The following is a 26,457-nucleotide window of genomic DNA, read 5'->3' as shown; positions in this document are numbered from 1 at the left end:
CCGTCCGATGAGTACCACCATCGAAACGGCCACGGCCGACACGGTCGGGGCGGGCCCGGCGAAACGTTCCGGCCGCGGGCCCTGGCGGCTGGTCTGGGACCAGCTCTGGGCCAAGGGGTCGGCCCGCTTCGGCCTGGTCGTCGTCGCCCTGCTGGTCCTGCTCGTCGCCCTGGCCGGGCCGCTGAGCGCGCTCGGCGGCTGGGGCCCCGACGAGTTCGACAAACGCGCCGTGGACCCGTACCTGGGCGGACAGCCGATCGGGGACTTCGGCGGGATCGGCACCCGGCACTGGCTGGGCGTCGAACCCGCCACCGGGCGCGACCTGTTCGCCCGGGTGCTGCACGGCGGGCAGGTCTCGCTGCTGATCGCCTTCACCGCCACCGCCGTGGTCGTGGTGACCGGCACCCTGGTCGGCATCGCGGCCGGCTACTTCGGTGGGCGGACCGACACCGTGCTGTCCCGGCTGATGGACCTCACCATGTCCTTCCCCTCGCTGATCTTCATGATCTCGATGATGTCGGTGGCCAAGGACGTCAACCGGGTGCTGCTGATCACCCTGGTGATCGGGATGTTCACCTGGCCCGGCATCGCCCGGGTGGTGCGGGGGCAGACCCTCTCGCTCAAGCACCGCGAGTACGTCGAGGCCGCCAAGGTCGGCGGCGCCCGCTCCTGGCGCATCCTCACCCGCGAGATCCTGCCCAACGTCTCCGGCCCGATCATCGCCTACACCACGCTGCTGGTCCCCGGCATGATCGCCACCGAGGCCGCGCTCAGCTACCTCGGGGTGGGCGTGCGCCCGCCGACCCCCTCCTGGGGCCAGATGATCGCCGAGAGCATCAGCTTCTACGAGACCGACCCGACGTACTTCCTGATCCCGACGGCCTTCCTGTTCCTGGCCGTGCTCGCCTTCACCCTGCTCGGCGACGCGCTGCGCGACATCCTCGACCCGCGGGGAGGCCGGTCGTGATCCTCTACCTCGGCCGCCGGCTGCTCGGCGCGCTCGGCATCCTGCTGGCGATCTGCGCGATCACCTTCACCATCTTCTACCTGCTGCCCTCCGACCCGGCGGTGGCCGCCTGCGGCAAGACCTGCAGTCCCGAGCGGATCGCCGAGGTCAAGGTCGCGATGGGGCTCGACAAGCCGGTCTGGGAGCAGTTCGCCACGTACGTGACCGGCATCTTCGCCGGGCGCGACTACGGCAGCGGTCCCAGCGCCACCCACTGCGGCTTCCCCTGCCTCGGCTACTCCTACGAGTACTCGCTGCCGGTCTGGAACCTGCTGACCGACCGGCTGCCGGTCTCCGTCTCGCTGGCCGTCGGCGCGGCCGTGCTCTGGCTGGTCCTCGGCCTGGGCGCGGGCGTCACCTCGGCGCTGCGCAAGGGCGGGGTGACCGACAAGGCGCTGATGGTGCTCTCGGTCGGCGCCGCCTCGCTGCCGGTCTACTTCACCTCGATCATGCTGATCTGGGGCGTCGTCAGGACGGCCGGGCTGCTGCCCTACCCGGCCTACCACGCGTTCACCGAGAACCCCGTCGAGTGGGCCTCCAACCTGCTGCTGCCGTGGATCGCCCTGGCCCTGCTGTACGCGGCCATGTACGCCCGGCAGAGCCGGAACTCGATGATCGAGGCGATGGCCGAGCCGTACATCCGCACCGCCCGGGCCAAGGGCCTGCCCGCCACGACCGTCGCGGTCAAGCACGGGCTGCGCTCCGGGATGACGCCGATCCTGACCATCCTCGGGATGGACCTCGGTGGGCTGCTGGCCGGTGCCGTCATCACCGAGTCGATCTTCGGACTGCCCGGGGTGGGACGGCTCTTCTACGACGGGCTGGTCCGCTCCGACCAGCCCGTCATCCTCGGCGTCACCCTGCTCGCGGCCGCCTTCATCGTCGCCGCGAACCTGCTGGTCGACCTGCTCTACGCGTACGTCGACCCGAGAGTGAGGTACTGATGGCCCTCCTGGAAGTCGAGGACCTCGGGGTCCGCTTCGACACCCCGCGCGGCACCGTCCGGGCCGTCGACGGCATCTCCTTCACCGTCGAGGCCGGGCGCACCCTCGGCCTGGTCGGCGAGTCCGGCAGCGGCAAGTCCGTCACCTCGCTCGCCGTCATGGGCCTGCACCGCGGCGCCGCCGTCACCGGCTCGATCCGGCTCGGCGGGCAGGAGCTGAACGGGCTGGGGGAGCGGGAGTTGGGCGCCGTCCGGGGCCGGCGGATCGCGATGATCTTCCAGGACCCGCTGTCCAGCCTGCACCCCTTCTACACCGTCGGCGAGCAGATCGCCGAGCACTACCGGGTGCACTTCAAGGCGGGCCGAAAGGCCGGACGGGCCAGGGCCGTCGAGATGCTGGCCGAGGTCGGCATCCCGGAGCCGGCCCGCCGGGTCGACGAGTACCCGCACCAGTTCTCCGGCGGCATGCGCCAGCGCGTCATGATCGCCATGGCACTCGCCTGCGAACCCGAGCTGCTGATCGCCGACGAGCCCACCACCGCCCTGGACGTCACCGTCCAGGCGCAGATCCTCGACCTGATCGCCCGGATCCAGCGGGAACGCGGCCTCGGCGTCGTGATGATCACCCACGACCTCGGCGTGGTCGCCCGGGTCGCCCACGAGGTGCTCGTCATGTACGGCGGCCGGGCGGCCGAACAGGCCCCGGTGGAACGGCTGTTCGCGCAGCCCGCGCACCCGTACACCCGAGGTCTGCTGGACTCGCTGCCGCGCCTGGACGACACCGACGACGCCCCGCTGCGGGCCATCCCCGGAAGCCCGCCGTCACTGATCGTCCCCGCTCCCGGCTGCTCCTTCGCCCCGCGCTGCGCCCGCACCACCGCCGCGTCCGCCGAGGAGCACGCCCGCTGCCTGGCCGAGCGCCCGATACTCGGCCCGCTCGCCCCCGGCCACCAGGCCGCCTGCCACCTGCCGCTGGTGCCGGAGGGAGTGCTGTGACCGTTGTGAACGACCAACCACTGCTGTCCGTACGGGACTTGGTGAAGACCTTCCCCGGGCGGCGCGGCCGCACCGGGCGGGCCGGGGCGCCGATCCGGGCCGTGGACGGGGTCAGCTTCGACCTCGGCGCGGGCGAGACGCTCGGCCTGGTCGGCGAGTCCGGCTGCGGAAAGTCCACCACCGGGCGGATGATCGTCCGGCTGCTCGACCCGACCTCGGGCACCGTCACCCTCGACGGCATCGGGATCGGCGGCCTCTCCCAGGCCCAACTGCGGCCGCACCGGCGGCACTTGCAGATGGTCTTCCAGGACCCGTACTCCTCGCTCAACCCTCGCCAGACGGTGGCCCGGATCATCTCCGAACCGCTCCTGGTCCAGGGCGCGGGCGCGGCCGAGGCGCGCAAGCGGGCGGCCGAGCTGATCGAGCTGGTCGGGCTGATCCCCGAGCACCTGGACCGCTACCCGCACGAGTTCTCCGGCGGCCAGGCGCAGCGCATCGGCATCGCCCGCTCGCTGGCCACCTCGCCGAAGCTGGTGATCGCCGACGAGCCGGTGTCCGCGCTGGACGTCTCCATCCAGGCCCAGGTGGTCAACCTGATGGAGCAGTTGCAGCGCGAGCTGGGCCTGGCGTACGTGTTCATCGCGCACGACCTCTCGGTGGTCAAGCGGGTCTGCGACCGGGTCGCGGTGATGTACCTGGGCCGGATCGTCGAGATCGGCGACAAGGCCGAGGTGTACGGAAACCCGGCGCACCCGTACACCCGGGCGCTGCTGTCCGCCGTACCGCTGCCGGATCCGGCCGCCGAGCGGGCCCGGGAGCGGATCGTGCTGCTCGGCGACCCGCCGAGCCCGGCCGACCCGCCGGCCGGGTGCGGCTTCCACCCGCGCTGCCCGAAGGCGCAGGAGGTGTGCCGGACGGAGCGGCCGCTGCTGCGGGTGGTCGGAACGGGGCTGCGCGAGGCGGCCTGCCACTTCCCGGAGGCCTGAGGGTCGCCACAGACCCCCGGTCGGGCGCGGCGGGGAACCTCACGAGGGCCGCGTCCGACCGGGTTCCACCGCTCGGTGCCAGCTGGGCGGCTGCTCGGCGTCCGGCTACTGCTCGTCGTTCGGCAGCAGCAGGCGCGGGCCGGGGCCCTCGGTGGCGAGTTCGTCGCCCGGGTTGAGCACCCGGCAGCGGCGCAGCGACACACAGCCGCAGCCGATGCAGCCGGTCAGCTCGCCCTCCAGCCGCTCCAGCTCCGTCCGGCGGGCGCGCAGCTGCTCGGCCCAGCGCCGGGAGATCCGCTCCCAGTCGTGCTTGCCGGGCATCCGGTCCTCGGGCAGGCCGGTGAAGACCTCGGCGACCTCGGCGAGCGGGATGCCGAGCCGCTTGGCGACCAGGATCAGCGAGATCCGGCGCAGCACGTGCCGCCGGTAGCGGCGCTGGTTCCCGGCCGAGCGCTCGGAGGAGATCAGCCCCTGGTCCTCGTAGAAGCGCACCGCCGAGGTGGCGATCCCGGCCCGCCGGGCCACCTCGCCGACGCTCAGCAGGTCCACCGGCGCCGTACTCATGCTCCCGCCTCGCTGTTCTCGCCCACGGCCCCTCCTTGACTTCAAGTTCTGTTGAAGTCCTAGCGTACCGGACGTGACCGGGATTTCCGTCGTCGAGGACGCCACAGTCCGTGCTGAGCAGGCCAGTTGCACTACGCAGTCGCCCTGCGGAGGTGCCTCCGGAGGGTGGCGCGAACTGTTCTCCCGCCGGTTCGCCGCCGCCGCGTCGATCCTGGCCGGGGGCGGCAAGGCCGCGGCGGCGATCAACACCACCCAGCTGATCTCCGGGCGGACGGAGACCGGCCCCTTACCGGCGGGCCCGCCACGGACCGGCCCCGGATCCCTTGTCGTCGGGGGGATCCGGGGCCTTCTCACGTGCGGGTCAGGAGGCCGGGCCGACCCGGACGGTCGTGATCCGCCCGTCCTGGTACTCCCGGACCACCTCGATCTTCGTGTTGGTGTCCGGCACCTTCACGGTGAGCTGCGGGGCGGCCGGGTCGCCGTACACTCCGGTGTGGTCGTTGAACACCGGGACGGCCGGCTCGGCCGGGATCCGCACCGCGACCCCGCCCTTGTGCAGGGTGAACGGCGTGGTGGGCTTGAGTGAGAACGGCGCGTCGAAGGTCTGCGCCCGCCCGTTGACCAGGCCGCCGTCGGCGAAGCGGATCGGCGTCGGGTGGGCGTCGATGGGCAGGATGAGCCCGCCGCCGGGGTGGTCCTTGGTGTTGTTGTCGCCGTACGAGGTGTCCCACAGCCAGAGCAGGACGCCTTCCTGGTACGGGTAGGTGTCGACCACGTTGGCCTTGCCCGCGACGCCGCCGTACCCGAAGTTGTAGGGGCCGGTCTTCAGGAACGCTCCGTAGCCGGTGTAGCGGCGGTTCTCGGCGAGGTAGGCGCGCGGGTGCTGCTTGACCGCGGTGCGGCCGGTGATGATCGTGAAGCCGTTGGCGGTCCAGCCGTTGGCGCCGTTCTCGGCTCCGTCGGCGAACAGCACGGCGGCGCCGGCGGTGAGCTTCACGGCGTCGACCAGTACGCCCCTGCCGTGGGTGTTGCCGTCCGAGGTGGCGTGGACGCGCAGCCGGACCTGCTGGCCGAGGTAGCCGTCCAGCGGGATGTGCAGCTTGCGATAGGTTCCGGAACTTCCGCTCAGGCCGGGCGTGTTGGCGTTGGTGTTGCCGATCGGCGCGCCGTCCACGGTGCCGCCGAGGGCGGTCCAGTGCTTGCCCTGGTCGGTGGAGGCCTCGACGGTGAGGAAGTCGTAGTCCTGCTCGGTGTCGTACCAGACCGCGGCGTCCAGGGCGGCCGGGCCGGCGGTGGTGCGCAGATCGACGTCCCGGGACAGGGAGTTGTCGAGGTTGTCGCCGGTGTCGCTCCACCACTGCCTGTCGCCCTCGTACGGGTCGGTCAGGTCGGTGCTGGTGGTGCCGTCCGGCAGGTGGACCAGGACGGCCTGGGCCAGGTCGGTGTTGTAGCTGCTCACCCCGAGGGCGTGGGTGGAGCGGGTGGCGGCCTGTGCCTCGTCGTAGTTGAGCCAGCCGAACTGCAGCTTGCTCCAGGCGTCGAGGTCGCCGGGGTAGCCGCCGGTGGTGTTCGGGCCCTTGCCGAGGTAGGAGCCGGAGGACATCAGCGACCAGAAGTTGACGCTGTTGTCGCCGCCGTTGGTGGGGTACAGGTCGGGCAGGCCGAGGTTGTGGCCGTACTCGTGGGCGAACAGGCCGACGCCGCTGTTCTCGCCCGCCTGGACGTAGTCGTAGACGTAGAAGCCGGTGTCGCCGACCGGCGCGCCGCCGATCTTGTCGCCCGCCGGGCCGGTCTGCCCGGTCGCGTCCGGGAAGGCCCAACTGCGGTGTGCCCACAGCGCGTCGGCGCCCTGGGCGCCGCCGCCCCAGGTCTCGTCGACGCCCGCGTGCACCACGATCACGTTGTCCAGGTAGCCGTCGGGCTGGTTGAACTCGCCGGTCTTGGTGTGGTCGTAGCGGTCGTAGACGTCGTACTGGGCGAGCTGGGCCTTGATGTCGGCGACGGAGCGGCCCTTGGCGATCTCGCCGTCGTACCAGGCCTTGAGGGCGTCCCGGACGAATTCCTGGGCCTGGGTCCAGGCGCCGGAGCCCTGGGGGCCCTTGTTGCTGCCGTAACGGGCCTCGTTGTACGGGACGGTGACCCAGTCGCTGACGCTGCCCTCGATGTCGTAGCGGCCGGAGGACTGGGTGCGGTAGTAGTTGCGCATCGATACGGCGCCGGGCGCGTCGTCGAAGAACATCTTCTGGTAGTACTCGCGGTTGAAGTCCCTTTCCCACAGCGTGTGGTTGTCGTCCTTGCCCGGCTGGGGGATCTGGTCGTGGCGCGGGCCGGGGGTGCCGCCGTAGCGGGGCCGGCCGTTCCACTGGGTGGTGTTGTCGACCTGGTCGCCGAACTGGGCGAGGATCACGAAGACCTTGTCCGTGCGCTGGTGGGCGAGTTGGACGTAGTCGTTGCCGATCCGCACCTTGGCGGGCGCGCGTTTGTCGGCGGTCTTGGCGACGGCGCCCTTGTTGAGCTGCTCCAGGGCCTTGCCGCGCAGGGCCTGGCGCTCGCGCTCCTGGGGAACCAGCGGCGCGGGCGGGGCCTCGGCGCCCTCCGGTGCGGTCGGCGCGGCGGCGGCCGTGACGGTGAGGGGTGCGGGGGGAGCGGCCTGGGCGGGGGTGCCCAGCAGGGTGGCCGCTATCGCGCTCGTGGTGAGCGCGGCGGCGAGGGCCGCGGACAGTCTGCGCAACTGACCGGTCCTTTCCGGGGGATGGGGGTCGATGGGGCCGACGGGGCCGATGGAGCCAGGGGTGGCTGCTTCTGCTTCCGGGCATCGGCCGGTCAAGCGCAGGTAATATTTCACATGTCACGGGTCACGTGGAAGAGGTCGAACGCAAACGCAAGGGGCGCCGCACCCTCCGGTGCGGCGCCCCTTTCCGGCGGACCGTCAGCGCGTGCCGTACTCCACGGCGACGCTGATCACCACGAGCACGGCGTACACCACCGCGAGGGTCGTCCGCCCGGTCGCGTGCAGGGCGAGCGCGGCGGTGAGCAGGGCCAGGAGCTTGAGCGCGATCTCCACGCCGAGCGGCTGGCGGAACTTCGGCCCGCCCGCGGCCAGGAACAGGCCCCAGACGGTGGCCGCCAGCGCCGGGGCGCCGATGCCCAGCAGCAGCCGGGTGGCCAGGTTGGAGCCGGTCTTGAACCCCCAGTAGCAGAGCGCCGCCAGCATGGCGAGCTCCAGCCCGAACGCGAGTCCTGCGTTGGTGGCCGTCAGCGGGGTCCACTGCCGCCGGCCGACCGGGCCCGGTCTCTCGAATCTCATCCGCGTTCTCCCCGTCTCGCCGAGCCGCCCGGGCCGGGCGGCGGTCGTGCGGAGTGTCCCAGCCCGACCGGTCCGTACTCAATGGATCAACCCAAAGAGGCACGCAGGAAGGCGAGTTCGGCCATGGTGAGCTGTTCGTTCGTTCCGCCCGGGGTCATGTGGGTGACGCCCGGCAGCGGGAGCACGCTGTGCGGGCGCCCGGCGCGGGTGAGCGCCTGGGAGAGCAGCAGGGTGTGCGCGGGGTGGACGTTGTCGTCGGCCAGCCCGTGGATCAGCAGGAGCGGCCTGGTCAGCCCGGGGGCGTCGGTGAGCAGGCAGTCGTCGGTGTAGCCCTCGGGGTTGTCCTGGGGCAGGCCGAGGTAGCGCTCGGTGTACGCGGTGTCGTACAGCCGGAAGTCGGTGGGAGGGGCGCCCGCGCAGGCGGCGTGGAAGACGTCCGGGCGGCGCAGTACGGCGAGTGCGGCGAGGTAGCCGCCGTACGACCAGCCGCGCACGCCGACCCGGCCGAGGTCGAGGTCGGGGTGGTGTGCGGCGAGTGCGTGCAGGGCGTCGACCTGGTCGTCCAGGGCGACCTGGGAGAAGCGCCGGAAGATCGCCCGGGTGAAGTCGGGGGAGACGAAGGGGGTGCCGCGGTTGTCGGTGGTGACCACGGCGAAGCCCTGGTCGGCCCACCACTGGCGGAGCTGCCAGCGGCGCGGCTCGGCGGCCACGGCCTGGAAGCCGGGCCCGCCGTAGACGTCCAGCAGGACGGGCAGCCGGCGGCCGGGGACGTGCCCGCGCGGGTACACCACGGCGGTGGGCAGGGCGCGTTCGGTGACCCGGGCGAGCCGGGGGCGGACGGTGTACGGCAGGGCGGCGCTCCGGTCGGTGAGTGTCAGCTCGCGGCCCGCGCGCCGGACCACCCGTCGGACGCCGTCGGCGGTGGCGGTGGTGAGCAGCAGGGTGTCGGCGGCGGCGAGCGCGGAGTGCACGCCCGGTCCGGCGCTGAGGAGTTCGGGCGGGCCGCCGTCCGGGTCGACCAGGTGGAGGTGCTGGTCGGCCGGGTCGCCCTGGCCGGTCTCGCAGAGCAGCCGGCCGTCGTACTGCCCGACCACCCGGCGGATCTGCAGTCCGGCGCTGTCCAGCGGCTTGCCGTCCACGGCGAGGCCGCGGGCCTGCGGGCTGTCGTGGGCGGTGAGCAGGCGGCCGTCGGGCAGCCGGGCGGGGGTGCCGGGCAGGTCGTCCACCCAGAACTCGTCGGTGGTGCGGGAGAGTTCGGATGTCGCACCGGTGGCCGGGTCGGCGCTGAGCAGCAGCAACCGCTGTTGCAGGCGGTCGGCGACGGTGAGCAGCACCTCGCCGTCCGAGGCCCAGGAGGCGTCGCAGAGGTACGGGAACACGGCGGCGTCCCAGTGGATTCGGGCCCGGCTGCCGTCCAGGCCGAGCACCCAGAGCTGGACGTCGGCGTTGGGCCCGCCGGCCTGCGGGTAGGCGAAGTCCTCGGCGGGCTCGCCGGGGTGGGCAGGGTCGGCGAAGTACCGGCGGGGGAGGGCGGATTCGTCCACCCGGGCGGTCAGCAGCGCGCCGCCGTCCGGGCGCCACCAGTGGCCCCGGGAACGGCCGAGCTCCTCGGCGGCGGCGAATTCGGCGACGCCCCAGCGGGCGCCGTCGGCGGGGGAGATCGGCGTCAACTCCGGTGTGACGTACAGGGCGTCGTCGGCGACGTAGGCGACCCGTCGGCCGTCGGCGTCCGGGCGGGGGTCGAACGCGGGCCCGGCGGTGGGGAGTTCGACGGCGGTGCCGGTGGCGGTGTCGATGCGGAACAGTCGGCCGTCCAGGGTGAGGGCAGCGGTGGCGAGGTCGGCGGTGGCCGCGTAGCCGCCGATCCCGGCGGCGACCAGCCGGGTGCGCTCGCGCAACCGCCGTTCGACGGCGGGCAGTTCGTCGTGCCGACCGCTACGGCCCGGGGCGAGCACGGCCGGGTCGGCGACCAGTCGCTCCTCGCCGGTGGTGAGGTCGAGCAGCTGGAGGCGGTCGAGCGGATCCTCGGAACCGGTCGAGCGGAGCAGCAGCAGCCGGGTACCGTCCTCGGCGAGGGTGTACGCGCGTGGGGCGCCGTAGGTGAACCGACCGGTACGGGCGCTGAGGGAGAGGAAGGCGTCGGTGATGGTCACGGCCCGATGGTGGTCGTGCGATGCTCACCCGACCAGTAGTCTGTCATGTGAAATGTCACACATCACGACTGGGAGGACCACCGTGATCGACGACCTGAGCACCGTCGAGCCCCCGGCCCCGCTGCTCGTCGCCGAGGGCCTGTTCAGCGTCTCGCCGGGGGACGCGCACCTGAACCACGGCTCGTACGGCGCCGTGCCCGTCCCGGTGCAGCGGGTGCAGGAGCGGCTGCGGGCCGAGCACGAACTCGATCCGGACGGCTTCTTCGCCGACCTGCCGGACCGGATCGCCGAGGCCCGGGTGCGGATCGCCGCCGAGCTGGCCACCGACCCGGCGCGGCTGGCGCTGGTCACCAACGTCACCGAGGCGGTCGCGATCGCCCTGGACAGCATCCCGTTCGCCCCCGGCGACCGGATCCTGGTCACCGACCACGGCTACGGCGCGGTCAACCAGGCCGTCGCCCGCAAGGCCGCCGAGACCGGCGCCGAGCTGGTGGTGGCCGAGGTCCCGCTGGACGCCCCGGACGAGGAGGCCGTACGGGAGGCGGTGCTCGCCGCCGTGGACGGCCGCACCACGGTGGCCGTCCTGGACCGGATCACCTCGCTCACCGCCCGTACGGTGGCCGCCCCGAAGCTCCTCGCCGAGCTGCGCGAGCGCGGGGTGACCACCGTGGTGGACGGCGCCCACGCCCCCGGCATGCTGCCCGCCCCGGTCGACCCGAACGCCGACTTCTGGTTCGGCAACCTGCACAAGTGGGCGTTCGCCCCGCGCGCCACCGGTGTGCTCGCCGTCCGCCCGGAGTGGACGGCCCGGGTCCGCCCGCTGGCGCTGTCCTGGGAGCACCACCGGGGCTTCCCGGCCAACGTCGAGTGGCGCGGCACCTGCGACTACACGCCCTGGCTGGCCGCCCCGGCCGGCTTCGAGCTGCTGCGCGGGCTCGGCTGGGAGGCGGTGGCCGCGCACAACGCGGCCCTCGCCGCCTACGGCCGGCGGGTGCTGGTCGAGCGGGCGGGCCTGCGGCCGCTGCCCGCGTCGCCCGAGGTGTGGATGCGCGCCGTGCGGCTGCCGGCGGGCCGGTTCGGCACCGAGACGGAGGTCCGGGCGCTGCTGGCCGAGTTGTGGCGGCGGCACGGCATCCGGGTCGCCGTCCGGCCGGGGCCCGACGGCGGGGTGCTGCGGGTCAGCGCCCAGTTGTACAACCGGGCGGCGGAGTACGAGCGGCTCGCGGACGCGCTGGCGGAGCTGCTCAAGGAGTAGCTCGAGGAGTAGCTCAAGGAACACTTCGAGGAGCAGCCGGTCGCTGCGCGGAGCCGCCGACCGCCTCGGGGAACGGCTGGTCGCCGGCCGCCCGCAGCTCGGCGAGCAGAATGGTGCGGTCGGCGAGCAGCCCGGTGAGGATCCGCCGGGCTGCTCGCAGCAGGTCGGCGACGTCGCCGCCGGCCAGCGCGTAGACCACCGTGCTGCCCTCGCGGGTGGCGGTGACGATGCCCGACCGGCGCAGCACCGCGAGTTGCTGCGACAGGCTGGAGGGCTCGACCTCCAGCTCGGCGAGCAGGCCGCGGACGGGCGTCGGTCCGTCCTGGAGCAGCTCCAGCACCCGGATCCGGACGGGATGGCCGAGCATCCGGAAGAACTCGGCCTTGGCCTGGTAGAGCGCTACCGTCACGAGGCCCCCCTTCCCTGGTGTCGGTGGGCTCAGATCTCCAGCGAGAGTTCGATCCGCTTGAGCTGGTGGCGGGCCATCGCGAGGTTGGAGTGCTGGCGGTTGAGCGCGAGGAAGAGGAACAGGCCGCGGCCGCTGGGCGTCGTGATCGGCCGGACCATGTGGTACTGGTGGGTCAGCGTGATCAGGATGTCCTCGATCTCGTTGTCGTGGAGGTTGAGCATCTCCATCGCCCGCATCTTGGCGCGGACCACGTCGGTGTTCCCGGCCGCGGCGACGTTGAGGTCCAGCTCGCCGCCGTCGCCGAGGCTGCCGAGGGCCATGCCGCTGCCGTAGTCGACCAGGGCGACGCCGATCGCGCCAGCAATGCCCATGGCCTCTTTGAGGGACGTCTCCAGGTTCGCCATCGTGGCTGTCCTCCCGTGAGTTGGTGGCTGTGACGACGAAGGTAGGGAGCAACTGCCGGACTCCACCGGGAATGATCGGAGACGTTCGAACCTGGCCGCATTCAGATCACTTGAAGATATTTGCAACTATGGATCTGAGAGAGGAGTGATCTCCTGGCGCGGAAAACGGTGCTATCGATGTCACTCCTCCCGGGTAACCTCTCGCTGAGATGCGAGATCACACCAACCACACCCGGACGGCGATGAACACCCCCGATCCAGAGCCCCAGGAAGTCCAGGAGCTCAGCCCCGCCGAGGCGTACGCGGCCAGCCGTCGCCGGGCCAAGGAGCAGGCCACCGCCCTGTACGGCTTCCAGCAGCTGTACGACTTCCCGCTGGACGACTTCCAGCTGGAGGCCTGCGAGACGCTGGAGGCCGGGTCGGGCGTCCTGGTCGCCGCCCCCACCGGCTCCGGGAAGACGATCGTCGGCGAGTTCGCCGTGCACCTGGCCCTCCAGTCGGGCCGCAAGTGCTTCTACACCACGCCGATCAAGGCGCTGTCCAACCAGAAGTACGGCGACCTGGTCAAGCGCTACGGCGCCGCCAAGGTCGGCCTGCTCACCGGCGACAACAGCGTCAACGGCGACGCCCCCGTGGTGGTCATGACCACCGAGGTGCTGCGCAACATGCTCTACGCGGGCTCCAGCACCCTCGACGGCCTCGGCTACGTCGTCATGGACGAGGTGCACTACCTCGCCGACCGCTTCCGCGGCGCCGTCTGGGAGGAGGTCATCATCCACCTCCCCGAGTCGGTCACCCTCGTCTCGCTCTCCGCGACCGTCTCCAACGCCGAGGAGTTCGGCGACTGGCTCGACACCGTGCGCGGCGGCACCAAGGTGATCGTCTCCGAGACCCGCCCGGTCCCGCTGTGGCAGCACGTGATGGCCGGCAACCGGATGTACGACCTGTTCGCCAACCCGGACCGGGACGGCCGCCCCAAGAACAACCTGAAGAACCCCGGCAAGGCCGTCAACCCCGAGCTGGTCCGGCTCGCCCGCTCCGAACTGGACCGCAATCCGCGCGACCGCTTCGGCCGCGGCCGGGGCCGCTCGATGCCCAACGGCCGTCCCGGCAAGGTCTGGACCCCGGGCCGGGTCGACGTCATCGACCGGCTCGACGCCGAGGGCCTGCTGCCCGCGATCACCTTCATCTTCAGCCGGGCCGGCTGCGAGGCCGCCGTCCAGCAGTGCCTCAGCTCCGGGCTGCGGCTCAACAAGGACTCCGAGCGCGCCCAGGTCCGCGCCGTCGTCGAGGAGCGCTGCGCCGACATCCCCGACGAGGACCTGCACGTCCTCGGCTACTTCGAGTGGCTGGACGGGCTGGAGCGCGGCATCGCCGCCCACCACGCCGGGATGCTGCCCCGGTTCAAGGAGGTCGTCGAGGAGCTCTTCGTGAAGGGCCTGGTCAAGGCCGTCTTCGCGACCGAGACCCTGGCGCTCGGCATCAACATGCCCGCCCGCTCGGTGGTCATGGAGAAGCTGGTCAAGTGGAACGGCGAGACCCACGCCGACATCACCCCCGGCGAGTACACCCAGCTCACCGGCCGGGCCGGGCGGCGCGGCATCGACGTCGAGGGCCACGCCGTGGTGCTCTGGCAGCGCGGTCTCGACCCGGAGGCGCTGGCCGGCCTGGCGGGCACCCGCACCTACCCGCTCAAGTCCTCGTTCCGGCCGAGCTACAACATGGCCGTCAACCTGGTCTCCCAGTTCGGCCGGCACCGCTCCCGCGAACTGCTGGAGACCTCCTTCGCCCAGTTCCAGGCCGACCGCTCGGTGGTCGGCATCGCCCGCCAGGTGCAGCGCAACGAGGAGGGCCTGGAGGGCTACCGCGAGTCGATGACCTGCCACCTCGGCGACTTCGACGAGTACATGGAGCTGCGTCGCCGACTCAAGGACCGCGAGAACGAGTTGGCCCGCGAGGGCACCACCCAGCGCCGCGCTGCCGCCATCGAGTCCATCGAGCAGCTCAAGCCGGGCGACGTCATCCACGTGCCCACCGGCAAGTTCGCCGGCCTCGCGCTGGTCCTCGATCCGGGCCTGCCGCCGGTCAACCGCTCCGGCCGGGGCGGCCCGCGCCACCCCGACTTCCAGGACGGCCCGCGCCCGGTGGTGCTCACCGCCGAACGGCAGGTCAAGCGGCTCGCGATGATCGACTTCCCGCACCCGGTCGCCGCGATAGAACGCCTGCGCATCCCCAAGTCCTTCAACCCGCGCAGCCCGCAGTCCCGGCGCGACCTCGCCTCCGCACTGCGCACCAAGGCCGGCCACCTGGAGCCCGAGCGGTTCCGGCGCGGCCGCGCGGCCGCCGCCGACGACCCGGAGATCACCCGGCTGCGCGCCGAACTGCGCCAGCACCCCTGCCACGGCTGCTCCGACCGCGAGGACCACGCCCGCTGGGCCGAGCGCTACCACCGGCTGCACCGCGACACCGAACTGCTGGAACGCCGGATGCGCTCCCGCACCCACACCATCGCCCGCACCTTCGACCGGGTCTGCGGGCTGCTCACCGACCTCGGCTACCTGCAGGGCGATACCGTCACCGACGACGGCAAGCGGCTCGGCCGGCTCTACGGCGAGCTCGACCTGCTCGCCTCCGAGTGCATCCGCGAGGGCGTCTGGAGCGGTCTGGCCGCCGCCGAACTCGCCGCCTGCGCCTCGGCGTTGGTGTACGAGGCGCGCCAGTCCGACGACGCCGGCGCCCCCCGGGTGCCGGAGGGCGCGGCCAAGGAGGCGCTCGGCAAGATGGTCCGGATCTGGGGCCACCTGGACGCCCTGGAGGAGCAGCACCGGATCAACACCGCCGAGGGCGTCGGCCAGCGCGAACCCGACCTCGGCTTCGCCTGGGCCGCCTACCGCTGGGCGCTCGGCCACAACCTCGACCAGGTCCTGCGCGACGCCGACATGCCGGCCGGCGACTTCGTCCGCTGGACCAAGCAGCTGATCGATGTCCTCGGCCAGATCCAGGACGCGGCCGGCGAGGACGCCGAACTGCGCAAGACCGCCCGCAAGGCCGTCGACGGCCTGCGCCGCGGCATCATCGCCTACTCCTCGGTGGGTTAGAACGAGTAGCAGGGGCCCGCACGAGATCGCTCGTGCGGGCCCCTGCTGCCTGTCTGAAGGCGAGCCTGTGGTGGGGATCTCTGCTTGTCCGCGTGCCCTGGGCGGCCGGGGCGCGCGGGGTCATGCGAGGGGAGCGCCGTGTTCCAGGTAGACGGTCTCGGTGCGGGCCGGGGCGGTGCAGGCGGCGTGGACTCGGCGGCGTGATGCCGAGCCCTTCTGCTACTCCCGGTGTCGGCCCGGGGTGGCGGAGTCGAGGCGGCGGACGAGTTCGCGCAGGGCGCGCAGTTCGCGGTCCAGGGCCTCGGCACCGCGCGCGGTGAGTGCGACCCAGGTGCGTGGGCGGCGGCCCGCGTAGCCCTTGGCGACGGCGACCAGGCCGGAGTCCTCCAGGACCTTGAGGTGGCGGGACAGGTTGCCGTCGGTAGCGCCGAGCTGTTCCTTCAGGAAACCGAACTCCACCCGGTCGGCCTCGCGGGCGATGGTCAGGATGCCGAGTCGGACCCGCTGGTGGACGGTGTCGTCCAGGGCGAGGGTCGGGTGCTGCTCAGCGGCTTCGTCCGCAACGTTCATGAGGTGACCGTACGGGATGCCGTCGGCCTGCGGCGCTTAGCGGTTCGTTGCGCGGTCCACTGCGCCAGCCCCGCGACCAGCGGGATCGCCGCCAGTAGCAGCGCCTTGAGCTCGGGCCCGTCGACCCAGCCGGTGCCGGACCGGCCGAGCCCCGGCAGCCAGCCGCTCTCCCAGGGCGCCGACAGGTAGGCGGTGAGCAGCGCGACGTGGCCGAGGCCGGCGGCGGCCACCAGGGGGCTGCGTTCGGCAAGACCGAGAGCGAACAGCCCGACGCCCAGCACGTACCAGGGTGACGCGTAGGTGTTGGCCAACTGGGAGAGCACGAAGGGCTGGCTCCGGGCGGAGAGCAGCATCAGCAGTACGGCGGTGACCACGACTCCGACGCCGGCCGTGGTGCCGAGCCAGGCCTTGCGCCGCGGCACGATGCCCCGGGCCTCCCCGCGCCGCCGGTACCAGAGGGCCAGCACCAGGCAGGCGAGTGGGACCAGTGCGTACCAGATCCCCCAGGCCAGGAAGCGGAGCACCGCCCCGTCGAACTCGCCGGCCCGGCAGGCGGTGCCGGGTTCGTGCTGTACGCAGAGGTGGCGCAGCTCCGCGTAAGCGAAGAGCGGGTAGGACCTGACGTACCGTCCGTTGGCGCCAAAGTTGAAGGCCTGACCCGCGACCGGTACGGCCGCCAGTGCGAGCAGGCCGAAGCCGAGCAGCGGGACACCTGCCCCCTGCAGCCGGGTACGGGCGCGCGCCCGCAGCCCGTCCGCCTCGGCCAGCAGCTCGGCCGGGCCGCCCTGATGCACTGTTCCCATGATCCACCCCTCGTGACGTCTGCCGGGTCCCCTCCCGGCGGGACCAACTTTGTAATGCAAAGTAGCTTGCGGTCAAGAGTTCACGGGATGGCAAAGCAAAGCGCGCCCCGGGAACGCCAGGGGCCCGCCGCGCGATGCGACGGGCCCCCAGGGAGTGGGCTCAGTGGGCGGCCAGGGCCTCCAGGACGCGGTCGAGGGAGGTGCCGAGGCCCCAGCGGGCGGAGAGGTGTTCCAGGGTCATCGGGTCGAGCGGCTCCTGGGGGAGGGCCGGGTCGAAGTCGGGCAGCGGGGCGTCCTGAGCCACCTGGACGACGGTGGGGGCGACGTCGAGGTAGCCGGAGCCCTCGACGATGTTGCGGCGGCGGGCCGGGGTGAGCTTGGAGCCGACGTCGAGGGCGGCGGCGCGGATGGCCGCGAGGTCGCCGTACTCGTTGATCAGTTGGGCGGCGGTCTTCTCGCCGATGCCCTTGACGCCCGGCAGGCCGTCCGACGGGTCGCCGCGCAGGGCCGCCATGTCGGCGTACTGGGCGCCGCGCACGCCGTACTTCTCCAGCAGCAGCGCGTCGTCGGTGACCTGCAGGTTGCCCATGCCCTTGACCGGGTAGAGCACGGTGATCCGCCGGGCGTCGTCGACCAGCTGGAAGAGGTCGCGGTCGCCGGTGACGATCTGCACCGGGCCCTTGGCGCGGGCGGTGAGGGTGCCGATCACGTCGTCGGCCTCGTAACCGGGGGAGCCGACCCGGGCGATGCCGAGGGCGTCGAGCACCTGCTCGATCACCGGGACCTGCGGGGCCAGCGTGTCGGGCACCTCCTCCTCGCCGTCCTCGGCGGCTTCGGCGACCCGGTGGGTCTTGTAGGAGGGAACGAGGTCCACTCGCCACTGGGGGCGCCAGTCGGCGTCCATGCAGGCGACGAGTTCGTCGGGGCGGTGGTCGTGGACCAGCCGGGCGATGAAGTCCAGCAGGCCGCGGACGGCGTTGACCGGCTCACCCTGCGGGGAGCGCAGGGTGTCCGGTACGCCGAAGTAGGCCCGGAAGTACAGGCTGGCGGAGTCGAGCAGCATCAGTCGCGGTGCGGTCACGTGTCAGATCATGCCGCACCGCGACGACGAAGAGCGGTCTCAGTGCTCGTGCGGGCCGGCGCGGTGCACCGGGCCGTGCGCGTCGGCGCAATGTTCGGCGGTCGAATCGCCCGGGGCGGCGATCTGGAGCAGTGCGCCCGCCTCGTCCTCGCCGACGTGGTCGACCTGGAGGGTGCTGTGGGTGATGCCGTACTCCTCGGCCAGCCGGCGCTGCAGCGAGCGCCGGACGGCGTGGCAGTCGCCGCCGGGGGTGACCAGGATGTGGGCGGACAGGGCCGGCTGGTTGGAGGTGATCTCCCAGATGTGCAGGTCGTGGATCTCCTCGACCAGCGGCTCCGCGACCAGTCGGTCGGCCACCGTGTCCGGGTCGATCCCGGCGGGGGCGGCCTCCAGGAAGATCCGTCCGGAGTCGCGGACCAGCCCGATGCCGGCCTTGAGCATCAGCGCGACCACGATCAGCGAGGCGATCGCGTCGGCCCGGGCGAAGCCGGTGGTCAGCATGATCGCACCGGCGACGGCGGTGGCGATGAAGGCGTACAGGTCGGTGAGGACGTGTTGGAAGGCGCCTTCGACGTTCAGCGAGCTGCGGTTGGCCTTCGACATGCACCAGGCGGCGGCCAGGTTGACCACGATCCCGATCAGCGCGGTGATCAGCACCAGCGAGCCGGTGACCTCGGGCGGCTCGATCAGCCGGGTGATCGCCTCGTAGCCCAGCCAGGCCGACAGCACCAGCAGCGTCACGCCGTTGGCCTGCGCGGAGAGGATCTCGGCGCGCTTGAGCCCGTAGGTGTAGCCGCCGCGGGCCGGGCGGGCGGCGAGCCGCATGGCGACCAGGGCCAGCACGATCGAGGCGGCGTCGGTGAGCATGTGCGCCGCGTCGGAGATCAGGGCCAGCGACTGGGCGGCGAAGCCGACCACGACCTCGCCGGCCATGAAGACGGTGATCAGGGCGAGGGCGCTGACCAGCCAGCGGCGGTCCGCGTCGGCGGAGACGCCGTGCGAATGGCTGCCGTGTCCGTGCCCGCCGTGCCCGTGCCCGTGCCCGTGCGAGTTCTGGTGGTCATGCGCATGATCATCGTGGGAATGCTCGTGCCCCGCCATCGAAGTCCTCTCTGGACGCACGGGTGGAGGTGACGCGGTGCGATCGCCCCGCACTCGAAGTGAACCGCAGAATCGACAAAGATCCAAAGGCTGTACTGGTGACCGTTGTCGTTGCCGTTCGGTCGGCGCCCGGTTGCCGCTCACACGCCTTGCGTCGGCCCGGACCGTGGGCGGGTTGCCGGTGGCATGTACCCAGGTCGGAGCCGCGATCTGCGGTCACCTGAACGGGTGAGGCGAGCTTGCGCGGCCGTGTGCCGGTCCGCGACGATCACGGCCCGTGAAGATCGCTACCGCGGACTTCCCCCGCTGGCTCTCCGAACTCGAACCGACCGTCGAAGAGTTGATGAACCGCCATCTCGCGACGTCCCGCGAGTGGTTCCCGCACCAGTACGTCCCCTGGAGCCTCGGCCGGGACTTCGACGGCCCGCTCGGCGGCGAGCCCTGGCACCCGGAGCAGTCCGCCCTCGCCCCGGCCGTGCGCTCCGCCCTGGTCGTCGACCTGTTGACCGAGGACAACCTGCCCGGCTACCACTGGATCATCGCCAGCCGGACCTCCCGGGACGGCGCCTGGGGCGCCTGGCTGCACCAGTGGACCGCCGAGGAGAACCGGCACGCCGCCGCCCTCCGCGGCTATCTGCACGCCGCCCGCGCCGTCGACCCGGTCGCCCTGGAACGCGCCCGGATGGTCCACCTCGGCACCGGCGGGGTCCCCGAGCCCGACGGACCCCTCGGCGTGATCGCCTACGCCGCCGTCCAGGAGCTCGCCACCCGGGTCGGCCACCGCAACACCGGGCGGCTCAGCGGCGACCCGGTCTGCGAACGGCTGGTCGCCCGGATCGCCCAGGACGAGAACCTGCACATGATTTTCTACCGGGAACTCCTGAGCACCGCCCTGGAGCTGGACGCCGACCAGGTGCTCGAAACGCTCGACGCCACGATCCGCGACTTCGCCATGCCGGGCCAGGCCATGCCCGGCTTCGACCGGATGGCCGCCGAGATCGCGGTGGCCGGCGTCTACGACCTGCGGGCGCACCACGACGAGGTGCTCGTCCCGCTGCTGCGCGCCCTCAAGGTGAACGACCTGACCGGGCTCGGTCCGGCCGGGGAGCGGGCCCGCGACCGGATCGCCGCGTACGTCGAGTGGACCGACACCCGGGCCGCCCGCTTCGTCGAGCGCCGCGCCCACCGGGCGTACCTCGCCGGACACGGCGCCACCGACTGGAGCGTCCCGGTCGCCGACGGCCGGTACGCCCCGGCCCGACCGGTCCCCGAAGACCACCCGCTCACCCTGCTGATGCTCGGCGACTCGCTCGCCCGGGGCTTCGGCGCCCACCGCCCCGACCAGACCCTCGGCGCCCTGCTCGCCACCGGCCTCGCCGAGGGCACCGGTCGGCCCGTCGACCTGCGCGTCCACGCCCGGGTCGGCGCCACCACGGCGGCCGTCGGACGCCAACTCCTGCGCGCCGCCCGGCTGCGGCCAGGCATCGCCGTCCTGATCGTCGGCGGCAACGACGTCCTGCTGCCCACCCCGCTCGGCCGCGCCGGCCGCCGGTACGCCCGCCTCGCCCGGTCCCTCCGGGAAGCCGGCTGGCAACTCGTCGTCGTCCCCTGCCCCGACCCCGGCTACGGCCCCGGCTTCCGCGCCCCCGCCCGCTGGCTCGGCCACCACCGCTCCCGCCGCCTCGCCCGCCTCCACACCCGCACCGCCACCCGCACCGGCGCCCACCTCGCCCCCACCTCCGGCCCCGAGTTCCGCGACCAGGCCGATCGCCTCCTCGGGCCCGACGGCATCCACCCCTCGCCCCACGGCTACGCCGCCCACGCCACGCGGATGCTCCCCGTTCTCCTCGCGGCCGCCGAACACCTCCCGTCCCCGGTATCGACCCTTCAGGCCTGAACGTGAAGCTCCCCGCGCCCCGGCGGGGGCGCGGGGAACCGCGCGGGGCGGCAGGCCGCGCCCCGAATCCCCCCTTCCCCACCGCCAGTTGCAGGCCCCGCCCGAGCTCAGCCCAGCGCCACCGCGTCGAGCGCCGCCGCGGTGGCGGCCCGTACCAGGGCCGCCATCACCCGTAGGTCGTCCCCCTGTTCCGGGTGCCACTGGACGCCCACGGTGAACCCCGGTCCCTCCACCGCCTCCACCGTCCCGTCCGGTGCGAGCGCGCTCACCCGCAGGCCCGTTCCCAGCCGGTCCACCGCCTGGTGGTGGAAGGTCGGGACCGAGAGCTCGCTCTCCGGCAGCAGCCCGCCGAGCAGCGTCCCCGGTACCGGTCGCACCACGTGGGCGCCGTAGACCCCGGGCGTTCCGCCGTGCACGTCCACCGCGACCACGTCCGGCAGGTGCTGCACCAGCGTGCCGCCGCAGACCACGTTCAGCACCTGCATCCCCCGGCAGATCCCGAGCACCGGCATCCCGGCCGCCAGGGCGCCCCGCAGCAGCGCGACCTCCCAGGCGTCCCGCTCCGGCGAGTCGACCTCCGTCAACGGGTGCGCCGGCTCGCCGTAGTACGCCGGGTCGATGTCCGGCCCGCCGGCGATGACCAGGCCGTCCAGCCGGGCGAGCACCTCGGGGGCGCGTTCGGGGGCGTCGGGTGGCAGGAGGACGGCGATCCCGCCGGAGTTCCGGACGTACGCGGTGTACCGCTCGGGCACCAGGGCGACCCGGCGGCCCCGCCAGTCACTCCAACTCGCGTCCACCAGGTAGGTGCTGACGCCGATCAAAGGCCTGCGATCCATGGCGCGCATTCTCCTCCCGCGCCGACTGATCCCTCGTCAAGCACGCATATCGGCGCGCCACACCCATCGGCCCTCTTCCGCCCCGCGAGCCACAGGCCGTACGGTTCGCTGTGACCGTTTGAATTCAAAGAGTGATCGATGGGGAGGGTTCCGCCATGCCCGAGAACGCCGCTGCGGGCTCGCCGCCCCGGCCGCCGCTGACCCTGGACGAGCTGCGCACCCTGGTGGACGCCGGCGAGGTGCACACCGTGGCGCTCTCGTTCACCGACATGCAGGGCCGGCTGCAGGGCAAGCGCTTCGCCGCCCGGTTCTTCCTCGACGAGGTCGCCGAGAAGGGCGCCGAGGCCTGCGACTACCTGCTGGCCGTGGACGTGGACCTGAACACCGTGGACGGCTACGCCTTCTCCTCCTGGGCCACCGGCTACGGCGACTTCGCGATGCGCCCCGACCTCGGCACCCTGCGGTTGACCCCGTGGCAGCCCGGCACCGCCCAGGTCACCGCCGACCTGGCCCGGCACGGCGGCCACCCGGTGGACGCCGCCCCGCGCCAGCTGCTGCGCCGCCAGATCGCCCGGCTCGCCGAGTACGGCCTGGCCGCCGACATCGGCACCGAACTGGAGTTCCTGGTGTTCCGCGACACCTACGAGCAGGCCTGGCTCGGCGGCTACCGCGGCCTGACCCCGGCGAACCTGTACAACGTGGACTACTCGATGCTGGGCACTGCCCGGATCGAGCCGCTGCTGTCCCGGATCCGCAACGAGATGGCGGGCGCCGGGCTGACCGTCGAGTCCGCGAAGGGCGAGTGCAACCTCGGCCAGCACGAGATCGCGTTCCGCTACACCGACGCCCTCACCACCTGCGACCAGCACAGCGTCTACAAGACCGGCGCCAAGGAGATCGCCGCCCAACAGGGCTGCGCGCTCACCTTCATGGCCAAGTACGACGAGCGCGAGGGCAACAGCTGCCACATCCACCTGTCGCTGCGCGACGCGGTGGGCGCCCCCGCGTTCGCCGACCGCGACGGCCGGATGACCGACACCATGCGGCACTTCCTGGCCGGACAGCTCCTCGCGCTGCGCGAGTTCAGCCTGCTGTACGCGCCGAACATCAACTCCTACAAGCGCTACCGCCCCGGCTCCTTCGCCCCGACCGCCGTCGCCTGGGGCCGGGACAACCGCACCTGCGCCTACCGGGTGGTCGGCCACGGCCCGGGGCTGCGGATGGAGAACCGGGTGCCCGGCGGCGACGTCAACCCGTACCTCGCGGTGGCCGGCATGATCGCCGCCGGTCTGTACGGCCTGCAGCGCAAGCTCGACCTGCCCGCGCCCTGCCTGGGCAACGCCTACGCGGTGGAGGAGTACGCCCGGGTGCCCGGATCGCTGCGCGAGGCGGCCGGGTTGTGGGCGGAGAGCGAGCTGGCCCGGTCGGCCTTCGGCGACGACGTGGTCGAGCACTACCTGAACATGGCCCGGGTCGAGCAGGCCGCCTACGACGGGGCCGTCACCGACTGGGAGCGCTACCGATCCTTCGAACGGATGTGAGCCGTGACCGAGCCGACCAGCAGCACCGTCCGCAACCCCGCCACCGGCGAGGTGCTCGCCACCGTCCCGGACACCACCGCCGAGCAGCTGGACGCGGCCGTCCAGCAGGCGGTGAAGGCCCAGGCGGGCTGGGCGGCGCTGGCGCCCGGTGAGCGCGCCAGGCTGCTGCGCCGGTTCGCCGACCAGGTCGAGGGGCACATCCCCGAACTGGCCGCCCTGGAGGTGCGCGAGGCAGGCCACACCGTGGGCAACGCCCGCTGGGAGGCCGGCAACGTCCGTGACCTGCTGGAGTACGCCGCCGGTGGAGTGGAGCGCCTGACGGGACGTCAGATCCCCGTCCCCGGCGGCCTGGACGTGACCTTCCACGAACCGGTCGGCGTGGTCGGGGTGATCGCCCCCTGGAACTTCCCGATGCCGGTCGCCGCCGCGGGCTTCGCGCCCGCCCTCGCGGCCGGTAACGCCGTACTCCTCAAGCCCGCCGAGGCGACCCCGCTGACCGCTCTGCGGCTGGCCGAACTGGCCCTCGCCGCGGGCCTGCCCGAGGGCCTGTTCCAGATCGTCCCCGGCGCCGGCGGCACCGCCGGGCGGGCCCTGGTCGACCACCCGGCTGTCCGCAAGGTCGTCTTCACCGGCTCGACCGTGGTCGGCAAGGAGGTCGCCGCCCGCTGCGCGGCCCGGGCCAAACGGGTCACCCTGGAACTCGGCGGCAAGAGCCCCAACATCGTCTTCGCCGACGCCGACCTGGCCCGCGCCGCCGATCCGATGTCCTTCGCCGACAACAGCGGCCAGGACTGCTGCGCCCGCAGCCGCATCCTGGTCCAGCGCGAGGTGTACGAGGACTTCCTCGCCCTGTTGCTGCCCGCGGTGGAGGCGCTGCGCACCGGCGACCCGAACGACCCGAACACCCAGCTCGGCCCGTTGATCTCGGCCGCGCAGGTCCGCCGGGTCGGTTCGTACGTCACCCCCGAACTGCCGGTGCTGGCCCGCGGCACCGTGCCGGACGGGCCCGGCTACTGGTACCCGCCGACCGTGCTCGCCCCCGCCGACCCGGAGGTCCCGGCGGTCACCGAGGAGATCTTCGGCCCGGTCGCCGCCGTGCTGCCGTTCACCGACGAGGCCGACGCGCTGCGCCTGGCCAACGCCACCCGCTACGGCCTGTCCGGCTCGATCTGGACCCGGGACGTCGGCCGGGCGCTGCGGCTGGCCCGGGGTGTGCAGGCGGGCAACCTCTCGGTCAACTCGCACTCCTCGGTGCGCTACTGGACGCCCTTCGGCGGCTTCGGCGAGTCCGGGGTGGGCCGCGAGCTGGGGCCGGACGCGCTGCGCCACTTCACCGAGACCAAGAACGTCTTCATCCACAGCGAGGAGTAGGAGCCCGATGCGCGACAACGACGTCGTCTGCCGCCGCCTGGTCGGCCGCACCGCCGTGGTCACCGGGGCGGGCAGCGGGATCGGCCTGGCCGCCGCGCGCCGACTCGCCTCCGAGGGCGCCAAGGTGGTCTGCGCGGACCTGGACGAGGAGACCGGCCGGGCGGCCGCCAAGGAGGTCGGCGGGCTGTTCGTGCACACCGACGTCACCGACCCGTACATGGTCGAGGCGCTGTTCGACGAGGCGTACGAGACCTACGGCAGCGTGGACGTCGCCTTCAACAACGCGGGCATCTCGCCGCCCGAGGACGACTCCATCCTGACCACCGGCCTGGACGCCTGGCGCAAGGTCCAGGAGGTCAACCTGACCTCGGTCTACCTGTGCTGCAAGGCCGCGCTGCCGTACATGCGCCGGCACGGGCGGGGCTCGATCATCAACACCGCCAGCTTCGTGGCCCGGATGGGCGCGGCCACCTCGCAGATCTCGTACACCGCCTCCAAGGGCGGGGTGCTGGCGATGTCCCGCGAGCTGGGCGTGCAGTTCGCCCGGGAGGGGATCCGGGTGAACGCGCTGTCGCCCGGGCCGGTGGACACCCCGCTGCTGCGCGAGCTGTTCGCCAAGGACCCGGAACGGGCGGCCCGCCGGCTGGTGCACATCCCGCTCGGCCGCTTCGCCCGGGCCGAGGAGATCGCCGCCGCGGTGGCCTTCCTGGCCAGCGACGACTCCTCGTTCATCACCGCGAGCGAGTTCCTGGTGGACGGCGGCATCTCCGGGGCGTACGTCACCCCGCTCTAGGCCGTCGGTGGGCCGCCGATGGGCCGTCGGCGGCTTCTCACCGTAATCTCATCGAAAACCGCGGCAATTCGCGGCCGCGCTGATTTCCCGTTTATCCGGGTGCCTTTAGATTCTGTGGTGTGAGCGAGCAGATTCCAGCCGGGTGGTACCCGGATCCGAAGGACACCACCAGCCACCCGAGGCCGCAGCGCTGGTGGGACGGGCAGGGCTGGACGGCCGACACCCGGCCCGCACCCTCGGACGCCCCGCAGCCGGAGCGTCCGGCCGCCGCGGCTCCGGGGCCGGGAGCGGCGGAGCAGCCCACGGTGCTGGAGGGCGAGGTCCTGGACAGCGGCCAGACGGTCCGCTACCCGGAGCCGCCGCCCTTCGGTGCTGCCTACGGCTCCTACGGCGAGCCCGCCAAGCCGCCGCGCAAGGCCTGGCGCAAGCCCTCCAAGCTGGTGGTGGCGACCGCCGTCGCGGCCCTGCTCGGGCTGGGCGCCGGCTCGGGGATCACCTACCTCGCGATGGACGGCCACGGCAAGGACCGCACCCAGCGCAGCGCCCGGCAGCTGCCCGCGCCGAACGGCGACGCGGGGCCGTTCGGCGGACTCCCGGGCTTCGGCGGCGGCAGTGGCGGCAGCGGTGGCAGCAGTGGCGGCGGAAACGGCGGCGGAAACGGCGGCGGCAGCGGGAAGTCCAAGCCGGGCGCCGGGAAGGCGATCGACCTGGTGAACAAGCTCACCCTGCCGGTCCCCGCCGGCTGGCAGGCCGACCAGACCCAGGACGGCTACGCCGCGATCACCGTCGGCTCGTACACCTGTGCGGACGGCAAGAGCCAGTGCACCCTCGGCGGGGTGACGACCGGCCGGATCGACGGCGGCGGCACCGACGTCCAGGCGGCGGCCAAGGCGGACATCGAGAAGGCCGCCCAGGAGTCGTACGGGGACAGCACCGGGCACCAGGAGCTCAAGTCCGAGGCCGTGAAGGTCAACGGACAGGGCGGCTACCTGGTCCGCTGGAAGGTGGACGCGGCCAAGGGCAACAGTGGCTACGTGCAGACCGTGGTCTTCCCGTCCACCGACGGCAAGGCGCTGGTCGCGGTGCACTTCGGCTTCGACATCGCCGACAAGGCGCCGGACGTCGCCGTGATGGACACCATCGTCAAGGGCATCGCCGACTTCAAGGGCAAGCTCCCGTCCGTCCCCGGCCTCCCGGGGATGCCGGGCGGCGGGTCCGGAGGGTCCGGCGGCTCCGATGGCGCCGGCGGCTCGGACAGCCCCGACGGCTCGGGCACCGAGACCACCTGAGCCCCCCGCTCCTCACATCTGCGGCGGCCCACCCGGGAGGAACCCCTCCCGGGC

Annotated in this window: 22 protein-coding genes; 11 read left to right on the top strand and 11 right to left on the bottom strand. The window is 72.7% G+C overall.

Going from position 1 to position 26,457, the window contains the following annotated elements; genetic code table 11:
• Positions 1–7 precede the first annotated feature (7 nt).
• From ACFVWU_RS20590 to ACFVWU_RS20575, 4 genes are read left to right on the top strand one after another with little or no spacing between them, the layout of a single operon-like run.
• Complete coding sequence (locus tag ACFVWU_RS20590; RefSeq protein WP_387622801.1) at positions 8–967, top strand: ABC transporter permease; 960 nt, start codon at positions 8–10, stop codon at positions 965–967.
• A complete protein-coding gene (locus tag ACFVWU_RS20585) occupies positions 964–1,950 on the top strand; it encodes an ABC transporter permease (RefSeq protein WP_387622798.1) in 987 nt (328 codons plus the stop codon). The genes ACFVWU_RS20590 and ACFVWU_RS20585 overlap by 4 nt, the downstream gene beginning before the upstream one ends.
• Complete coding sequence (locus ACFVWU_RS20580; RefSeq protein WP_387622794.1) at positions 1,950–2,945, top strand: ABC transporter ATP-binding protein; 996 nt, start codon at positions 1,950–1,952, stop codon at positions 2,943–2,945. The genes ACFVWU_RS20585 and ACFVWU_RS20580 overlap by 1 nt, the downstream gene beginning before the upstream one ends.
• On the top strand, positions 2,909–3,931 hold the full coding sequence (locus ACFVWU_RS20575) for an ABC transporter ATP-binding protein (protein ID WP_387622907.1): 1,023 nt from the start codon (positions 2,909–2,911) through the stop codon (positions 3,929–3,931). The genes ACFVWU_RS20580 and ACFVWU_RS20575 overlap by 37 nt, the downstream gene beginning before the upstream one ends.
• 105 nt (positions 3,932–4,036) lie before the next feature.
• Here ACFVWU_RS20575 and soxR read toward each other — a convergent pair whose 3' ends face one another.
• The 4 genes from soxR to ACFVWU_RS20555 all read right to left on the bottom strand — a co-directional run bounded on the left by soxR (position 4,037) and on the right by ACFVWU_RS20555 (position 9,955).
• Positions 4,037–4,495, bottom strand: a complete 459-nt coding sequence (soxR, locus tag ACFVWU_RS20570) for a redox-sensitive transcriptional activator SoxR (protein ID WP_387622791.1) — start codon at positions 4,493–4,495, stop codon at positions 4,037–4,039.
• A 361-nt stretch (positions 4,496–4,856) separates the two neighbouring features.
• Entirely contained in the window at positions 4,857–7,226 is a 2,370-nt protein-coding gene (locus ACFVWU_RS20565) for an immune inhibitor A domain-containing protein (RefSeq protein ID WP_387622789.1), read from the bottom strand.
• 198 nt (positions 7,227–7,424) lie between these two features.
• Positions 7,425–7,802, bottom strand: a complete 378-nt coding sequence (locus ACFVWU_RS20560) for a YrdB family protein (RefSeq protein ID WP_387622786.1) — start codon at positions 7,800–7,802, stop codon at positions 7,425–7,427.
• An 86-nt stretch (positions 7,803–7,888) separates the two neighbouring features.
• Positions 7,889–9,955, bottom strand: coding sequence for a prolyl oligopeptidase family serine peptidase (locus ACFVWU_RS20555; protein ID WP_387622784.1), 2,067 nt, complete (start codon positions 9,953–9,955; stop codon positions 7,889–7,891).
• Positions 9,956–10,037: 82 nt separating this feature from the next.
• Here ACFVWU_RS20555 and ACFVWU_RS20550 point away from each other — a divergent pair, with 82 nt between their 5' ends.
• On the top strand, positions 10,038–11,210 hold the full coding sequence (locus ACFVWU_RS20550; RefSeq protein ID WP_387622781.1) for an aminotransferase class V-fold PLP-dependent enzyme: 1,173 nt from the start codon (positions 10,038–10,040) through the stop codon (positions 11,208–11,210).
• A gap of 13 nt (positions 11,211–11,223) precedes the next feature.
• Here ACFVWU_RS20550 and ACFVWU_RS20545 read toward each other — a convergent pair whose 3' ends face one another.
• Together ACFVWU_RS20545 and ACFVWU_RS20540 are read right to left on the bottom strand one after the other, a co-directional pair.
• Positions 11,224–11,619, bottom strand: a complete 396-nt coding sequence (locus tag ACFVWU_RS20545; RefSeq protein WP_387622778.1) for an ArsR/SmtB family transcription factor — start codon at positions 11,617–11,619, stop codon at positions 11,224–11,226.
• A 29-nt stretch (positions 11,620–11,648) separates the two neighbouring features.
• The gene (locus ACFVWU_RS20540) at positions 11,649–12,023 is read right to left on the bottom strand and encodes a hypothetical protein (protein ID WP_380612019.1); all 375 of its coding nucleotides are present in this window, start codon (positions 12,021–12,023) and stop codon (positions 11,649–11,651) included.
• 242 nt (positions 12,024–12,265) lie between these two features.
• On the opposite strand from ACFVWU_RS20540, the gene ACFVWU_RS20535 reads away from it, so the two are divergent.
• The gene (locus tag ACFVWU_RS20535) at positions 12,266–15,121 is read left to right on the top strand and encodes a DEAD/DEAH box helicase (RefSeq protein WP_387622904.1); all 2,856 of its coding nucleotides are present in this window, start codon (positions 12,266–12,268) and stop codon (positions 15,119–15,121) included.
• Between the two features lie 219 nt (positions 15,122–15,340).
• On the opposite strand, the gene ACFVWU_RS20530 is transcribed toward ACFVWU_RS20535, so the two are convergent.
• The 4 genes from ACFVWU_RS20530 to ACFVWU_RS20515 all read right to left on the bottom strand — a co-directional run bounded on the left by ACFVWU_RS20530 (position 15,341) and on the right by ACFVWU_RS20515 (position 18,676).
• A complete protein-coding gene (locus ACFVWU_RS20530) occupies positions 15,341–15,691 on the bottom strand; it encodes a winged helix-turn-helix domain-containing protein (RefSeq protein ID WP_387622776.1) in 351 nt (116 codons plus the stop codon).
• Positions 15,688–16,494, bottom strand: a complete 807-nt coding sequence (locus tag ACFVWU_RS20525; protein WP_387622773.1) for a hypothetical protein — start codon at positions 16,492–16,494, stop codon at positions 15,688–15,690. Before ACFVWU_RS20525 ends, ACFVWU_RS20530 begins: the two co-directional genes overlap by 4 nt.
• 160 nt (positions 16,495–16,654) lie before the next feature.
• Positions 16,655–17,557 (bottom strand): 5'-3' exonuclease H3TH domain-containing protein, encoded by a 903-nt coding sequence (locus ACFVWU_RS20520; protein ID WP_387622901.1) that lies wholly within the window; start codon positions 17,555–17,557, stop codon positions 16,655–16,657.
• A 57-nt stretch (positions 17,558–17,614) separates the two neighbouring features.
• On the bottom strand, positions 17,615–18,676 hold the full coding sequence (locus ACFVWU_RS20515) for a cation diffusion facilitator family transporter (protein ID WP_387622770.1): 1,062 nt from the start codon (positions 18,674–18,676) through the stop codon (positions 17,615–17,617).
• Positions 18,677–18,953: 277 nt separating this feature from the next.
• Here ACFVWU_RS20515 and ACFVWU_RS20510 point away from each other — a divergent pair, with 277 nt between their 5' ends.
• Entirely contained in the window at positions 18,954–20,573 is a 1,620-nt protein-coding gene (locus tag ACFVWU_RS20510) for an acyl-ACP desaturase (RefSeq protein WP_387622767.1), read from the top strand.
• Between the two features lie 107 nt (positions 20,574–20,680).
• Here ACFVWU_RS20510 and ACFVWU_RS20505 read toward each other — a convergent pair whose 3' ends face one another.
• Positions 20,681–21,409: a gamma-glutamyl-gamma-aminobutyrate hydrolase family protein gene (locus ACFVWU_RS20505; protein WP_387622765.1), complete on the bottom strand. Its 729-nt coding sequence runs from the start codon at positions 21,407–21,409 to the stop codon at positions 20,681–20,683.
• Positions 21,410–21,564: 155 nt separating this feature from the next.
• Here ACFVWU_RS20505 and ACFVWU_RS20500 point away from each other — a divergent pair, with 155 nt between their 5' ends.
• The 4 genes from ACFVWU_RS20500 (at position 21,565) to ACFVWU_RS20485 (ending at position 26,403) form a co-directional block, all read left to right on the top strand.
• Positions 21,565–22,950 carry a glutamine synthetase family protein gene (locus ACFVWU_RS20500; protein WP_387622762.1) on the top strand — a complete coding sequence of 462 codons (1,386 nt, stop codon included), beginning with the start codon at positions 21,565–21,567 and terminating at the stop codon, positions 22,948–22,950.
• A gap of 3 nt (positions 22,951–22,953) precedes the next feature.
• Positions 22,954–24,321, top strand: a complete 1,368-nt coding sequence (locus tag ACFVWU_RS20495) for an aldehyde dehydrogenase family protein (protein ID WP_387622760.1) — start codon at positions 22,954–22,956, stop codon at positions 24,319–24,321.
• A 7-nt stretch (positions 24,322–24,328) separates the two neighbouring features.
• Positions 24,329–25,114, top strand: coding sequence for a 3-oxoacyl-ACP reductase (locus ACFVWU_RS20490; RefSeq protein WP_387622757.1), 786 nt, complete (start codon positions 24,329–24,331; stop codon positions 25,112–25,114).
• A gap of 119 nt (positions 25,115–25,233) precedes the next feature.
• Entirely contained in the window at positions 25,234–26,403 is a 1,170-nt protein-coding gene (locus ACFVWU_RS20485) for a DUF2510 domain-containing protein (protein ID WP_387622754.1), read from the top strand.
• The last annotated feature ends 54 nt before the right edge of the window (positions 26,404–26,457 follow it).

It is taken from the genome of Kitasatospora sp. NPDC058190 (assembly GCF_042883685.1).
GTDB lineage: Bacteria > Actinomycetota > Actinomycetes > Streptomycetales > Streptomycetaceae > Kitasatospora.
The sequence above is the reverse complement of the archived record's forward strand: the minus strand, read 5'-3'. Positions and strand labels throughout refer to the sequence as shown.

Bases quoted from the DNA above. Each gene is read 5' to 3' on its own strand.
- ACFVWU_RS20520 (WP_387622901.1), bottom strand. From the start codon at position 17,557: ATGCTGCTCGACTCCGCCAGCCTGTACTTCCGGGCCTACTTCGGCGTA.
- ACFVWU_RS20505 (WP_387622765.1), bottom strand. From the start codon at position 21,409: ATGGATCGCAGGCCTTTGATCGGCGTCAGCACCTACCTGGTGGACGCG.
- ACFVWU_RS20590 (WP_387622801.1), top strand. From the start codon at position 8: ATGAGTACCACCATCGAAACGGCCACGGCCGACACGGTCGGGGCGGGC.
- ACFVWU_RS20580 (WP_387622794.1), top strand. From the start codon at position 1,950: ATGGCCCTCCTGGAAGTCGAGGACCTCGGGGTCCGCTTCGACACCCCG.
- ACFVWU_RS20515 (WP_387622770.1), bottom strand. From the start codon at position 18,676: ATGGCGGGGCACGAGCATTCCCACGATGATCATGCGCATGACCACCAG.
- ACFVWU_RS20525 (WP_387622773.1), bottom strand. From the start codon at position 16,494: ATGGGAACAGTGCATCAGGGCGGCCCGGCCGAGCTGCTGGCCGAGGCG.
- ACFVWU_RS20530 (WP_387622776.1), bottom strand. From the start codon at position 15,691: ATGAACGTTGCGGACGAAGCCGCTGAGCAGCACCCGACCCTCGCCCTG.
- ACFVWU_RS20490 (WP_387622757.1), top strand. From the start codon at position 24,329: ATGCGCGACAACGACGTCGTCTGCCGCCGCCTGGTCGGCCGCACCGCC.
- ACFVWU_RS20535 (WP_387622904.1), top strand. From the start codon at position 12,266: ATGAACACCCCCGATCCAGAGCCCCAGGAAGTCCAGGAGCTCAGCCCC.
- ACFVWU_RS20540 (WP_380612019.1), bottom strand. From the start codon at position 12,023: ATGGCGAACCTGGAGACGTCCCTCAAAGAGGCCATGGGCATTGCTGGC.
- soxR (WP_387622791.1), bottom strand. From the start codon at position 4,495: ATGAGTACGGCGCCGGTGGACCTGCTGAGCGTCGGCGAGGTGGCCCGG.
- ACFVWU_RS20500 (WP_387622762.1), top strand. From the start codon at position 21,565: ATGCCCGAGAACGCCGCTGCGGGCTCGCCGCCCCGGCCGCCGCTGACC.
- ACFVWU_RS20560 (WP_387622786.1), bottom strand. From the start codon at position 7,802: ATGAGATTCGAGAGACCGGGCCCGGTCGGCCGGCGGCAGTGGACCCCG.